The organism is Asticcacaulis benevestitus DSM 16100 = ATCC BAA-896, assembly GCF_000376105.1.
GTDB lineage: Bacteria > Pseudomonadota > Alphaproteobacteria > Caulobacterales > Caulobacteraceae > Asticcacaulis > Asticcacaulis benevestitus.
Window position 1 is genome coordinate 418,366 of sequence record NZ_AQWM01000002.1, and the last position, 13,975, is coordinate 432,340.

13 protein-coding genes are annotated in these 13,975 nt (G+C 61.0%); 5 read left to right on the plus strand and 8 right to left on the minus strand.

Annotation, left to right across the window (positions count from 1 at the left end):
- Positions 1–50: 50 nt before the first annotated feature.
- The 4 genes from B060_RS0105410 to B060_RS0105425 all read left to right on the plus strand — a co-directional run bounded on the left by B060_RS0105410 (position 51) and on the right by B060_RS0105425 (position 5,283).
- Positions 51–1,952, plus strand: coding sequence for a potassium transporter Kup (locus tag B060_RS0105410; RefSeq protein ID WP_018080746.1), 1,902 nt, complete (start codon positions 51–53; stop codon positions 1,950–1,952).
- Between the two features lie 99 nt (positions 1,953–2,051).
- Positions 2,052–3,674 carry a murein biosynthesis integral membrane protein MurJ gene (gene murJ, locus B060_RS0105415; protein ID WP_018080747.1) on the plus strand — a complete coding sequence of 541 codons (1,623 nt, stop codon included), beginning with the start codon at positions 2,052–2,054 and terminating at the stop codon, positions 3,672–3,674.
- Positions 3,675–3,682: 8 nt separating this feature from the next.
- Positions 3,683–4,699 (plus strand): tryptophan--tRNA ligase, encoded by a 1,017-nt coding sequence (gene trpS, locus B060_RS0105420; RefSeq protein WP_018080748.1) that lies wholly within the window; start codon positions 3,683–3,685, stop codon positions 4,697–4,699.
- A gap of 47 nt (positions 4,700–4,746) precedes the next feature.
- Complete coding sequence (locus B060_RS0105425; RefSeq protein WP_018080749.1) at positions 4,747–5,283, plus strand: copper chaperone PCu(A)C; 537 nt, start codon at positions 4,747–4,749, stop codon at positions 5,281–5,283.
- Position 5,284: 1 nt separating this feature from the next.
- Here the strand turns inward: B060_RS0105425 and B060_RS0105430 are convergent, their stop codons facing one another.
- Genes B060_RS0105430 through B060_RS0105440 form a run of 3 tightly spaced genes read right to left on the minus strand, consistent with a single transcriptional unit; the run spans position 5,285 to position 7,636 of the window.
- Positions 5,285–6,046 (minus strand): dienelactone hydrolase family protein, encoded by a 762-nt coding sequence (locus B060_RS0105430; protein ID WP_018080750.1) that lies wholly within the window; start codon positions 6,044–6,046, stop codon positions 5,285–5,287.
- 5 nt (positions 6,047–6,051) lie between these two features.
- A complete protein-coding gene (locus B060_RS0105435) occupies positions 6,052–6,831 on the minus strand; it encodes a dienelactone hydrolase family protein (protein ID WP_018080751.1) in 780 nt (259 codons plus the stop codon).
- A 46-nt stretch (positions 6,832–6,877) separates the two neighbouring features.
- Entirely contained in the window at positions 6,878–7,636 is a 759-nt protein-coding gene (locus B060_RS0105440) for a dienelactone hydrolase family protein (protein WP_018080752.1), read from the minus strand.
- Between the two features lie 141 nt (positions 7,637–7,777).
- Here B060_RS0105440 and B060_RS0105445 point away from each other — a divergent pair, with 141 nt between their 5' ends.
- Positions 7,778–8,374 carry a nitroreductase family protein gene (locus B060_RS0105445; RefSeq protein WP_018080753.1) on the plus strand — a complete coding sequence of 199 codons (597 nt, stop codon included), beginning with the start codon at positions 7,778–7,780 and terminating at the stop codon, positions 8,372–8,374.
- Positions 8,375–8,562: 188 nt separating this feature from the next.
- On the opposite strand, the gene purH is transcribed toward B060_RS0105445, so the two are convergent.
- The 5 genes from purH to rpe all read right to left on the minus strand — a co-directional run bounded on the left by purH (position 8,563) and on the right by rpe (position 13,914).
- Complete coding sequence (gene purH, locus B060_RS0105450; RefSeq protein WP_018080754.1) at positions 8,563–10,176, minus strand: bifunctional phosphoribosylaminoimidazolecarboxamide formyltransferase/IMP cyclohydrolase; 1,614 nt, start codon at positions 10,174–10,176, stop codon at positions 8,563–8,565.
- 212 nt (positions 10,177–10,388) lie between these two features.
- Positions 10,389–10,820 (minus strand): glycine zipper 2TM domain-containing protein, encoded by a 432-nt coding sequence (locus B060_RS23890; RefSeq protein WP_018080755.1) that lies wholly within the window; start codon positions 10,818–10,820, stop codon positions 10,389–10,391.
- A gap of 219 nt (positions 10,821–11,039) precedes the next feature.
- Positions 11,040–11,411, minus strand: a complete 372-nt coding sequence (locus B060_RS0105460; RefSeq protein WP_018080756.1) for a glycine zipper 2TM domain-containing protein — start codon at positions 11,409–11,411, stop codon at positions 11,040–11,042.
- Positions 11,412–11,523: 112 nt separating this feature from the next.
- Entirely contained in the window at positions 11,524–13,248 is a 1,725-nt protein-coding gene (locus B060_RS0105465) for a heparinase II/III family protein (RefSeq protein ID WP_018080757.1), read from the minus strand.
- Between the two features lie 6 nt (positions 13,249–13,254).
- Positions 13,255–13,914: a ribulose-phosphate 3-epimerase gene (gene rpe, locus B060_RS0105470; RefSeq protein ID WP_018080758.1), complete on the minus strand. Its 660-nt coding sequence runs from the start codon at positions 13,912–13,914 to the stop codon at positions 13,255–13,257.
- Between the last annotated feature and the right edge of the window lie 61 nt (positions 13,915–13,975).

Sequence of the window (13,975 nt, forward strand, 5' to 3'; positions counted from 1 at the left end):
ACGCTATATGTGCACGCTTTCATGAAGCGTATAAGGGCCGGAAAGACTTTATGGCGAACGACATTACCGGCCAGACCGAGCCGGGTCACGGCAAGTCTGGTCAAACGGCGCTGATGATCGGCGCGGTTGGCGTGGTGTTCGGCGATATCGGCACCAGTCCGCTCTATGCCATGAAGGAAGCGCTGCATCATGCGCGTGCCGGCACGGATCCGCATCTGGCGACCTACGGTGTCATCTCGCTCGTCTTCTGGGCGCTGGTTCTGCTGGTGACAATCAAATACGTCATCTTCCTGATGCGGGCGGATAATGCCGGCGAGGGCGGCACCCTGGCCCTGATGGCGCTGGCGCAAAAGGCGCTCGGCCGCTATTCCCCGACCGTGTTCTTTCTCGGCGTCTGTGGTGCGGCGCTTTTTTATGGCGACAGCATCATCACCCCCGCCCTGTCGGTTTTGAGTGCGGTCGAAGGCGTCAAGGATGCGCCGGGCATCGGCCACAGTCTCGATCAGTATATCCTGCCCATCGCCTTCGTCATTCTGATCACCCTGTTTCTGGCTCAGTCGCGCGGCACGGAAAAGGTGGCGCGGCTGTTCGGCCCGATCATGCTGTTGTGGTTTGTCGTCATCGCCGGCATGGGCGTCTATTATATCATTCAAAAGCCGGCGATCCTGGCGGCGCTCAGCCCGCACTACGGCCTGAGCTTTCTGTTGGCCAACGGTGTCACCGGCTTTATCATTCTTGGCAGCGTATTTCTGGTCGTGACCGGCGCCGAGGCGCTCTATGCCGATATGGGCCATTTCGGTAAAAACCCGATCAGCCGGGGCTGGATCTGGATTGTTTTCCCGGCGCTGATGCTCAACTATCTGGGCCAGGGCGCCCTGACCCTGATTGACCCGACTGCGCAAAGCAACCCGTTCTGGCGCATGGTGCCGGAAGCCTTTTACTGGCCGGTTCTGATTCTGGCCGGACTGGCCACGGTCATCGCCTCGCAGGCCGTCATCACCGGCGCTTTTTCCATGACACAGCAGGCAGTGCAGCTTGGGCTTCTGCCGCGCATGGATATCCGCCGCACCTCCGAGACTCAGGCCGGACAGATCTTCGTGCCGCAGATCAACACGCTGCTGATGATTGGGGTCGTCTTCCTGGTGGCTGTTTTCAAAAGCTCCGAAGCCCTGACCTCGGCCTATGGCATCGCCGTCACCGGCACCATGTTCATCAGCACCATCATGGCCTATATCGTCATTCGCAAGATCTGGCTGTGGTCGCGCTTGCGCACCCTGGCCCTGCTGGTGCCGCTTGGCATCATCGAGGCGATTTTCATGGCCTCCAACCTGACCAAGCTTTTGTCGGGCGCGTGGATGCCTCTGGCGTTTGGCGGAATCCTGATCTTCATCATGGCTACCTGGATCAAGGGCTCGCACATTCTGGCGGCCAAAGCCACGCGCGACAGCCTGCCCCTGAGCGATCTGGTGGAGATGATGAAAAGGCGCCCGCCGCACCGCGTGGCCGGCACCGCCATCTTTCTGACCTCGGACGCTGACGCCGCGCCCGTGGCCCTGATGCACAACCTCAAGCACAACAAGATGCTGCATGAAAAGAACGTCGTGCTGACGGTCAAAACCGCCAATACCCCGCGCGTCGATCTCGATCAGCGGGTCACCATCACGCCGCTCAACGACGATTTCACCGTCGTCACCCTGACCTTCGGCTTTATGGAAACGCCTAATATTCCGCAGGCCCTGGGTATTTGCCGCAAGCGTGGCCTGAAGTTCGACATCCTCTCCACCAGCTTCTTTGTCGGCAAACGTTCCGTTGTGCCGTCTGCCAATTCGGGTATGCCGCTATGGCAGGACAAGCTGTTCATCTTCCTGATGAAAAACGCCGCCAACCCGACCGAGTTCTTCCATATCCCGCCGGGACGTGTGGTCGAACTGGGAACGCAGGTGACGGTATAAAAAGCCGCTGGTGAGAACCTGTGGCCGCTTGCCGTTAACGCAAAACCGCTTGTATGAAATTCGCGGCAGGCCTAAAGCGGAAGCGCACCCTAATTGAGTATGTCCGTGGCTGAAATCGAAACTCCCGAAGCGCCAGAAAGCAAGCCAGAAAAAAAGTCCTCCGGCCTGGTCAAGAACTCCCTGATCAACAGCTTCTTCACCCTGATCAGCCGTTTCATGGGGTTGGCGCGCGATCTGGTCATTTCGGCGGTGCTCGGCGCGTCGGGTAATATCGCCGCCGACGCCTATTACACCGCGCTCAGCTTCCCCAACCTGTTCCGTCGCATCTTTGCCGAGGGCGCCTTCACCGCCGCCTTTGTGCCGTCCTATTCGGCGGTTCTGGTGCAGGAAGGCCCGGAAGCCGCCGACAAGCTGGCGCGCGACGCCATGGCCACCCTGACCTTCGCCACCTTGGTGCTGACGCTTGCCTCGCAACTGACCATGCCGTGGCTGATGCACGCTATCAATCCCGGCTATTTCAGCGACCCGGCCAAGTTCAAGCTGGCCATCATCCTGACCCAGATCACCATGCCTTACCTGCCGTGCATGGCCATGGTGGCGCTGATGTCCGGCGTGCTCAATGCGCGCGGCCGCTTTATCGTCTCGGCCGCCGTGCCGACCGTGCTCAATGCCGTCATGCTGATCGCCGTCATTCCGCAGCACGATCCGATTCAGGCGGCCTATGCGGCCTCATGGGGCGTGCTGGCCGCCGGTATCCTGCAAGCGGGCCTGCTGTTCTGGGGTATCCGCCGCGTCGGCGCGAAGATCGGTGTACTCGTCCTGCCGCGCCTGACGCCCGATATTAAAAAGCTGATGTGGCTGGCCATTCCCGGCGCTCTGGCCGCCGCCGCCACTCAGATCAACGTCTTTATCTCGCAGGCCTTTTCCTCGGCCGTGCCCGGCGCGCGTTCGTGGCTGAACTATGCCGACCGCCTTTATCAACTGCCGCTCGGGCTTGTCGGTGTCGCCATTGGGGTGGCTCTTCTGCCGGCGCTGTCGCGTGCGGTGCAGGCGCAGGATCATGACGGCGCGCAGAACACGATGGACGACGCCCTCATCTTCTCTATGGCCCTGACCCTGCCGGCTGCCGCCGCGCTGATCGCCATTCCGTTCTTCCTGATCGACGGCCTGTTCACGCGCGGCGAGTTCCACGTCTATGACGCTCATCAGACCGCCAGCGCCCTGCTGCATTATGGCTGGGGCGTGCCGGCCTTCGTGCTGACACGCATCCTCAGCCCCGCCTTCTATGCCCGCAAGAACACCTTTGGCCCGATGAAGTTCGCCATGGTCAATGTGGCGGTCAATCTGGTCGTTGGACTGACCCTGTTCCATTATATCGGCGTGGCCGGTCTCGCCATCGGCACCTCGGCCGGTGCCTGGGCCAATGTCATCCTGATGCTGATCAGCCTGATCCGTCGCAAGATGTGGCACCTCTCAACCCGCAGCGCCTCGGGCCTGACCAAGGTGCTGATCGCCGGCGTCGGCATGGCGGCGTTTCTTTTGGTTTGCGATCAGTTCCGCAGCCTGATCGAGGGCCAGATTACCGCCGTCTTCCCGCACGGCGTCAAGGAAATCGCCATTCTGGGGGTTTGTTTCGCCGGCCTCTTCCTTTATATCGGACTGCTCTTTGTAACGGGCGCGATCAAGCCGCGCGAACTGAAGGCGATGCTTAAGCGTCGCTAGGAACTGACATGACCACGACGACCTCTGGGAAACGCATCCTCTCCGGCATCCAGGCCTCCGGTTCGCTGCACCTCGGCAACTATCTGGGCGCGCTGAAGAAGTTCGCCGATATGCAAGGTGATGACGCCGAGCGCTTCTACATGATCGCCGATCTGCACGCGATCACCGTCTGGCAGGAACCGGCCAAGCTGCTTCAGCAAACGCGCGAGATCGCGGCCTGCTATCTGGCCGCCGGCGTCGATATCGACAGGTCGACTATCTTCCCGCAATCGGCCGTGCGCGCCCATAGCGAAATGGCCTGGCTTTTGAACTGCGTTGCGCGTCTCGGCTGGCTCGACCGCATGACCCAGTTCAAGGACAAGGCCGGCAAGGACAAGGAGCGTGCTTCGGTGGGCCTCTATACCTATCCGGTGCTGCAGGCCGCTGACATTCTCGTTTACAAGGCGACCCATGTGCCGGTCGGCGAGGACCAGCGCCAGCACCTGGAACTGACCCGCGACGTCGCCAAGAAGTTCAACCACGACTTCGACACCGATTATTTCCCGATCCCCGAAACCCTCTATCAGGGCCCCGGCGCGCGCATCATGTCCTTGCGTGATGGCACGGCCAAGATGTCCAAATCCGAGCCATCGGATAATTCGCGCATCAACCTGACCGACGACGCAGACACGATTGCCTCCAAGATCAAGAAGGCCAAGTCGGACGCCGACGTGCTGCCGGAAGACGCCGAAGGTCTGGAAAGCCGCCCCGAAGCCAAGAACCTTGTCGGCATCTATGCGGCGCTGGCCGGCGTAACGGTTGCCGACGTGCTGAGAGATTTCGGCGGGAAGGGCTTTGGCGCCTTCAAACCGGCCTTGGCCGAGGTCGTGGTCGAAAAAATGTCACCGATTTCGGTCAAGTTGCGTCAGTTGATCGCTGATCCGGCGGAAATCGACCGCGTTCTGGCCAAGGGCGCCGAGCGCGCCAGTGCCGTGGCCGATCCGGTTGTGAAGGACGTGAAGAAGATTATCGGATTATGGGGGTAGTTGCAGGGGTCAAGACCCCTCCACCCCGTTACATAAAGGGAACGGACATGAAGAAACTGGCATTGGTTTTCGTGGGCGCGGCCCTCGCACTCACCGCTTGCGACAAAGCTAAGGAGACCACCACGGTCTCGTCTACCAGCGATGCCAGCGGCGAGGTGGTCAAGGCCAGCCTCAACATGACCGACTACGCCATGCGCGCGGCCCTGGGCAACAATCCGAACACCGCCGCCTACGTCACCATCGCCAACAAGGGCAGCACCGCCGATCGCCTGCTCTCCGCCTCCTGCACCTGCGCCACCACCAGCACCCTGCACACCATGAAAATGAATGGCACAGTGATGGAAATGGCCGAGGCCAAGGACGGCTTCGAGATTCTTTCCGGCGACACCCTGACCTTGGCCCCCGGCGGCAATCACATCATGCTGGAAGGCCTGACGGAACGCCCCAAGGCAGGCGATAAGGTCGATGTCACGCTGGTATTTGAAAAGGCCGGCCCGATTACCCTGTCCATGCCCGTCTCCAACACGCCTCTGGCCAAGACCGGCACGTCCGGTAACATGGATCACGGCGACATGAAGATGTAAGTCAGCTTTTCAGGGTTTCTGCCATGAAGTCCTGAAACGCTTCCAGGGTTGAGGCCAGCGCCGCCTGGTCATAGGCCATGATCCGTGTCTTATCGATGCCCTCTTCGTCAAAGGCATGGGTGGCGTTGAAGGTCAGGGTCTCGACCGCTACGCCCTGTTTGCGCAAACTCCGCACCAGTTTCAGCGAATGACGATAGCTGGCGAGGTGATCCTTCAGCGTCAGCACCGCCATCGTCTTCGGCTTGTGCGCCCACGGCCGCGTCACCGAGCGCGCCATGATATTGATATAGGGGTAGACGAGGAACAGCCCCGTCACGCCATCCAGCCATGACGCCGCCGGATCGCTGAGGCGGGCATCACCGGGCTTGTCGAGCTTTTGGGTCATCAGGTCCATAATGGCCCAGGCGCCGTGGCTCCAGCCGGCCAGCATAAGGCGCGACCTATCGACATCTGGCCGTTGCGACACACCATAAAGCGCCGCCAGCACATCGCCGGAACGTTCATAGCCGCGCAGTTTCAGCCCCTTGCACACCCAGTTCGAGGCGTGTTTGCGCGACCACCCGCGGGGTGCGAAACTATCGATGATATAGGCGCGGATGCCGGCTCGCGCCGCCATCTGGCAATAGATCAGCAGGTTTTCGGCAATGCCGCCACAGCCATGAAACAGGAGAATCGCCGGGCGCGGCAGATCATCGCCCGGGCCATAGGTCAGAATATGGGGCGCCAGTCTCTCAAAGCGCTGGTGCAGCGTATCAAGCGCCATGGTCTTTAACCGGCGGCGCGTTCGGAAGCTTGCGGCAGGTCGAAAAGCCCGGTGGTGAAACTCAGAAGGGCTTCGAGCGAGGCCTGCATGATATCGGCGTCATACCTCATCACCATGCCCTTATTGTCTTCCTCATCGAAGGCATGCGTGGCGTCGAGTTGCAGCGTGGTGACATCGACGCCTTGCGCCTGCAATTTCAGGAGGGTTTTTTCGGCATGCTTGATCGGTGTCAGATGATCTTTCTTCGCCAGCACGGCAAAGGTTCTGGGTTTGAACTGCCAGGGCACCGAATTGGTGCGGGCGGGAAAATTGATATAGGCATAGATGAGGAAAAGGCCCTTCACGCGCGCGACCAGAGCCGGATCGGGATCGGCGATCTTGACGTTGCCAGACGTGCTGAGCGGTGAGGTCATCAGGTCCATGATCGACCAGCCGCCATGGCTGAAACCGGTGAGGATCACCTTATCCATATCGACGCGGCCGCTTTGCTTAAGCCCCCACAGCACCGACAGCACATCACCGGCACGCTCATAGCCCTGCAACACCGCGCCGGTGCAGATTAATGAGACGGCAAAGTTGCGATCCCAGCCACGCGGTGTGAAACTATCGACGACATAGGCGCGCGCACCGGTCAGGGCCACGGCCTGCGCATAAAGGTGAATGTGGGGCCGCATGCCGCCGCAACCATGAAACAGAACGACCGCCGGTCGGACCACCTCATCCTGCGGCCCGTACACCGTGATATGCGGTTCCAGCAGAGCATAGCGCTGCGCCATCGTATCCATGTAAGTCCCCCATTCTTGTAGCTCAACCCCCTTGAGCGCTGAAATCCTAGATAAAGGTATCCTTCAGGAAACCCTCGAACGCCGCCACTGTTTTTTCATGGCTGCGCTGATCATAGGCCATTAGCGGACCAAAATGAAGACTGCTGTCTTCATCGAAGCAATGGGTGCAATCAAGATCGAGCCGTTCGATCGGCACGCCCTCGCTTTTCAAATGATTGAAGATATGATCGGCATGGCTGTGCGCGGTCAGAAAATCCTGTTTGGCCAGAACGGCCAGTGTCTTGGGATTATATTCCCAGCCATGCGTATTGGAACGCGCCGGAAAATTGACATACGGATAGACGAGGAACACGCCCTTGACGCCCGCCATCGGCTCTGGCGTCGGGTTTTTCAGGCGCGCTTCGCCGTCACGGGTCAGCTTTTCGGTCATCAGGTCCATAATGGCCCAGCCGCCGTGGCTCCAGCCGGCCAGCATGATCTGGTCGGCATCGACCTCCGGACGCTGGCCAAGGCCCCAGATCGCCGCCAGCACATCGCCTGAACGTTCGTAGCCATGCAGGGCGAGGCCGGTGCAGACCAGACTCATCGCGGCATGGTGATCCCAGCCGCGCGGCAGGAAGGAATCGATGACATAGGCGCGATAGCCGAGCGCCTCGGCCTGACGGGCATAGGCGTGGATATGGTCGCGCACGCCATTACAGGCGTGAAAAAGCAGAACGGTCGGGCGCGGCGTCTTGTCGCTGGGGCCGTAGGCGGTGATGTAGGGTTCAAGGATGGAAAATCGGTGCTGAATTGTATCGAGCAATCACTTTATCCCTTGCAAAACGCCTGAACTGTCACACATATAGTTACGGATTGATGGTGCGCCGCAGGATCAGCCTCTGGTGAATCAGAAATCGGCCCTAAAAGCCAGTGTTTAATATATTTAGCCAGCGAGTTCTTCCCCATGACGACCCCTTCGCGCGCCCCGAACTACCCTATCCTGCCGCAGTTTACCGAGCGCTGGTCACCCCGCGCCTTCGCCGACAAGCCGGTGACCGAAGAGCAGGTTTTGACCGTTCTCGAAGCCGCGCGCTGGGCGCCGTCGGCCTCCAATCTCCAGCCGTGGCGTTTCTTTTATGGCGTGAAGGGTCAGCCGGAATTCGACACCTTGCTATCGCTGCTGATCCCCTTCAACGAAGGCTGGGCGAAGAATGCCGGCGCGCTGATCTTCGTCACCTCGGTAAAAACCTTTGATGGCGAGCGCCAGAACATCACCAACAGCTTTGACGCCGGTTCGGCCTTTATGTCGCTGAGCCTGCAAGCCCATGCGCTCGGCCTCGTGGCGCACGGCATGGCGGGCATCGAGTATGACAAGGCGCCGATCGTGCTCGAACTGCCGGAAAACCTCAAGGTCGAGGCCGCTGTCGCCATTGGCTATCAGGGCGATGTCAGCACCCTGGCCGATTTCCTTCAGCCGCGTGAGGCGCCTTCGCAGCGTCAGGCCCTGTCGGATATGGCCTTCAAGGGCAAGTTCACCGGTGACCTCAAAGCGCCGGTTTAAGCTTTAAGGTACGCCCCATAAGAAAGCCCCCTGAAGTTTAACTTCAGGGGGCTTTTTGTTGAGCTTGAAGTAAGAAACCCACCACCATTTCGCTACGCTCATGGTCCTCCTCCCCAAAAATCAAAGATTTTCAGGGAGGTACAAGAAGCGCCTCACTTGAGGCGTGGCGGTGGGGTATCTTACTTGAATTAGTGTCTGAAAACTCTAACGCCGGTGAAGACCATCGCCAGTCCTGCGGCGTCGGCGGCGTCGATCACCGCCTGATCGCCCATCGAACCGCCCGGCTGGATGATGGCGGTGGCGCCGGCAGCAGCGGCTTCCAGCAGGCCATCGGGGAACGGGAAGAAGGCTTCCGAGGCGCAGGCCGAACCCTTGGCCAGCGACTCGGTCAGGCCCAGACCTTCCGCGGCTTCCTGAGCGCGCAGGCGGGCGATGCGGGCGGAATCGCGGCGGTTCATCTGACCGGCGCCGATACCCGCCGTGCGGCCATCCTTGGCGTAGACGATGGCGTTCGACTTGACGTGCTTGGCGATGGTGAAGGCGAACAGCATGTCCTCAATCTCGGCCGGGGTCGGCTGGCGCTTGGTGACCACTTTCAGATCTGCCGCGGTAATGCGGGCGGTGTCGCGCGACTGGACCAGCATGCCGCCGGCCACCGAACGGAACACCTGACCGCCGGCCAGCGGATCGGGCAGGGAGCCGGTGATCAAGAGGCGCAGGTTCTTCTTGGCGGCGAACACGGCGATGGCGTCTTCATCGACGTCCGGCGCTACCACCACCTCGGTGAAGACCTCGACGATCTTTTCGGCGGTCGCCTTGTCGAGCTTGCGGTTGAGCGCCACGATGCCGCCAAACGCCGACACCGGATCGCATTCGAGCGCGCGCTTATAGGCGGTTAAAAGATCGGGGCCGGTGGCGACGCCGCACGGATTGGCGTGCTTGACGATGACGCAGGCGGCCGAGGCGGCGGGATCGAATTCCGACGCCAGTTCGATGGCGGCATCGGTATCGGCGACATTGTTGTAGCTCAGTTCCTTGCCCTGCAATTGCTTGGCAGTGGCGACGCCGGGGCGATCTTCGCCGGTCTTGTAGAAGGCGGCGGACTGGTGCGGGTTTTCACCATAGCGCATGGTTTGCAGGCGGGTGGCGCCGATGGTTTTGCGCTCCGGATAGGCGTCGCCCAACTGACCGGCGAACCAGGTCGAGACGGCGGCATCGTAAGAGGCGGTGCGGGCGAAGGCGCGGGCAGCCAGGGATTTGCGCAAGGCCAGCGACGTGGTGCCGGTGTCCTTGAGGGCGGCCAGCACATCATCCATGCCGGCCTTGTCGACGCACACGCTGACATAGGGGTGGTTCTTAGCCGATGAGCGGATCATGGCCGGACCGCCGATGTCGACGTTTTCGATAGCGGCTTCAAACGTACCGCCGGCGGCGATGGTGGCCTCGAACGGATAGAGGTCGATCCAGACGATATCGATCGGCTGGATGTCGTGGTCTTTCAGCGCCTGCGCGTGTTCGGGGGCATCACGATAGGCGAGTAGCGCGCCGTGCACTTTAGGATGAAGCGTCTTGACGCGACCATCCATCATTTCCGGAAAGCCGGTAACGTCGGCCACGTCCTTGACGGCGATATTGGCCTTTTGCAGGGCTGCCTTGGTGCCGCCGGTCGAGAGCAGTTCAACGCCGGCCGCGACGAGCGCTTGGGCGGCTTCGATCAGGCCGGTCTTGTCGGAGAGCGAGATCAGGGCGCGTTTCGGGGTGACGAGATCGGCGGCGGGTGGAAAATGAGGAGCGGCGGGCATGGGCTATCCGTATGTGGGGGGAGGAAATTTGCCCCGCATGTACACGAACCCGTCACATTTGCCTAGGCCAGCGGGATAACAAGCTGCGAACACATATGACAAAACCCCCGCCGTGGGTGAGCGCGGCCCAAAGACTCATAACAAAACCTCCGCCGTGGGTGAGCACGGCGGAGGCCTCGCTGGTCATCGCGATCTCAAACTACCGGGGGTATTTAGTAGCGAGACCCGTAGCGATCACCATTGCTGTAGTGCTTGTAGCTGTTGTAGCGAACCGGCTGGCTGCGGTAACCGTAGTTGCGGTCCTCATAACGCTGGCGTTCCATGGCGGCTTCGGCCTTGTTACAGGTGTCCTTGCCCTGGTCCTTGCCGAGCTTGTTGCCCAGCAGGCCACCGACAACAGCACCGCCGACTGCGCCCAGACCCTTTTCATTCTTGGCCACCTGGCTGCCCAGCAAACCGCCGGCCAGAGCGCCGAGGATGGCGCCGGTCTTGGCGCTGTTCGACTTGGTGACCTCGCACTGATAGGTGGTGCGGGCCGAAGCCGAGGTCGGGGCCATGACAGCCGCGGTGGAACCGATGATCAGGCCGGTCGAAACGATGGCGGCCCCAAAAGTTTTCATAGTCGATGTGATGATCTTGCTCATAACTTTAGTCCTTCGTGTCTGTGGCGACCGGTTGATCCGATGTGCCGTTCATGAGGACAGTTATAGCCCCCTGAACCTGAACGGGATTTGACGGCTTCGTTCATGCCTGTTCAGGAAAGCATTTATTTTTGAAGCGCTTAGACAGGGCTGTCATCCTTACGGAAAAAGGCCCCACTGAGATCAGCGAGGCCTTTTTCTATAGGGTCGTCTAAAATTATTTTAGCGAACGTAGCGATAAACGACCTTGTGGCGGCGACCATGCTTGTCGGTCTCGTAGACCGTGCGCGTGCGATAAGCCTCTTCATCGACGCAACGCTTCTTGGCGCTGTTCTTGCCGACCTTGTTGCCAATCAGGCCGCCGGCCACCGCGCCGCCGACCGTGCCGAGGCCGCGCTCATTCTTGGAGATCTGGCTGCCGATCAGGCCGCCTGCGATGGCGCCGACGACCGCGCCCTTCTGGCCGGACTGCTTTTGCTCATACTTGCAGCGATATTGCGGATAGGCCTGCGAGACCGAAGGGATCGCGGCGGTGCCGGCGACAAGGCCCAGAGTAACCAGGGCGGCGGCGGTAGTTTTCAGAAAGCGTGACATGACAATACTCCTTAGGTACGCACCTAGCAGCGTGCGGATTTAGACGCGAGTATCCGTTTTGCGATATAAGGATGCAGTCAGGAGAATAGTGTCATCCCGTAAAGACGTGGCGTCACGCCTCGGCCGGAGACAGCTTCCAGCGCAGGCGCGTCACCGTATCTAAGCGGGCGGCGCCATGCAGGGTGATCAGGGTGGTCTTGCGCGCCGTGCCCTTTTCAAACACCATGCCCTCATCGAGCGTCACATCACGGGCGTCATGGCGCAGCCACCAACCACGGCCACCGGGACCGCGCAGCAGGATGCTTTTCTTGTCGCGCGCCATTGAGGCCTGAACCTCCGGATGGAGCAGGAAGCGCACCGTGTAGTTGGCGTTGAGCGGCAGGTTCTTGTTCTTGCTGGCGATCGGCGTAAGGCGTTCTTCGCCGCGCAGTTCGTCACGCAGGGCATCGACATAGAGGCGGCGCTCGTGCTTGACGCCAAACTTCGGCCGCCAGCCCTCGTGCTCCATCTCCAGCAGGGTGCCGGATTCCTCGGCCTCGACGCGGCGGCTGCGCACCTTGTAACGCAGACCCTCCAGCGTGAAGTGCAGCAGTTCGCCGAACTTGCCCGACAGCGGCTTGAGGATGACTTCATCGCCGATGCTTAAGGTATTGGCCCCGCCAATCACACGAAAGGCCTCACGATCGGACTGCGCCGGTGACCAGCCGGGCAACACGATCAGCTTGTCACGCCCGCCAGAGACCTCGAAGCTCATCGGATAGTCACAGGCGGCAAAGCCGAAATCGCCGGCCTTGGCCTCGCCGGTATCGACATAGACGCTTAAAGACCGGCCGAGCATACAGTGATAGCGGCCCTGTTCGAGCACAGTCGGCAAATTGGAGGCGCTGGCTTCGGTCTGGATCATGGCCGGCGCGATCTGGTCTTCCAGCAGCGATTCCGAACCCTGGAAAGCGACCAGACTGCCATCCGGGTGGCTAAGCGTGCGGACAAAACGCGAAAGGCGGTCGATATGCTGCTCGATGTAATCGGGCACCGCCTGGCTGCGCTGGCTCAGGCCATCGATCAGCAGCAGCAGGTCGTACAGCAGTTCCAGCCCCTGCTGCGGACTGCGTGAGGCATGGCTGCCATCGCTCAGCATGGCCTTGCGCAAGGCGCGCGGCAGGCGTTTCAGACCCTTCTTGCGGAAGGCATCGCCGACCCCGCCCGACAATACGCAGCCGACTGCCACCAGCGCCACGGCGCGGCTGGCCTGATGGGCGGCGTTCTGGTGCAGGCGCAGCAGGTGGCGACCCTGTTCGGCCAGAGATTGCGACAGGAGATGCACCTCTTCCGGGCGCGACACGGCGGCCATGCGGCGGGTATGGATGGCGAGGTTGATCAGGCGGCGCGGCAGGACTTCCTCGCCCCAGGTAAAGGGCGTCCAGCTCCGGAAGGTGCTCTGCCACAACAGGAACAGGCGCATGGCCTCGCGTGCGCCGTCATCGCCCTGCGTCATCAGGTCGGAGAGCCACGAGAAGCGGTGCAGTTCGAGGGCGAAGGCGCGGGTCGGTGACGGACGGTTCCACGGATCGCCGGAGCCCTGCACGCTCATGCGCGCATTGGCCAGCGCAAAACGGCCGGAGAGAATGGCCTTGCCGGCCAGGGCGTTGGCGGGTCGGCCATCGTGCGGCGCGGCCAGAAAACCATCGGGCACGCGGCCTTTCAGCGTCAGGCGATAGCCCGGCATCCCGAAAAGTTCGGCCCCGGCCTGCTTGCGCAACCACGCCCCAACGACCTTTTGCCAGGGCGTCGCGGCTTTGATCACATCGGCAAGCGGGGTCGACTCATAGGCCTGCATCTGAGCTCAAAGTCCTTTAAGCTGCTTGATGTTAGCCGCGTAAGCCGAAGGCCCGCCCTTGAAGACCGCGGTTCCGGCGACCATGGCCGTGGCGCCGGCCTCGACGCAGAGGTGAGCATTGGCCGCATTGACGCCGCCATCGACCTGCAGAATAGCGTGGTGCCCGACGGCATCGAGCTTCTTGCGGATGACCTCGATCTTCTTCAACTGGCCATCGATAAAGCTCTGGCCACCGAAACCCGGATTGACGCTCATCACCAGCACCAGATCGATATCGTCCATCACCCAGTCAAGGATCTCAACCGGCGTGGCCGGATTGAGCACAACGCCGGCCTTGGCGCCCAACTGGCGGATATATTTCAAGGAGCGATGCAGGTGCGGGCCGGCTTCCGGATGCAGGCTGATATAGTCAGCACCGGCATTGCGGAAGGCCTCAAGGAAACTATCGACCGGCGAGATCATCAGGTGGCAATCGAACGGCAGGTTCGAGTGTGGCCGCAGGGCCTTCACCACGTCCGGCCCGATGGTGATATTGGGCACGAAATGGCCGTCCATGACATCGATATGGACCCAGTCGGCGCCCGCTTCGGTGATGGCCCGCACTTCTTCGCCAAGCTTGGAGAAGTCGGAGGCCAGGATGGACGGGCAAATCAGGGGCGTGGTCATGATCGGGATACTCGCGGATTTTGAGCCAAAAAGCGCTCTTCAGTGCTTAAAGCGCTTGTGT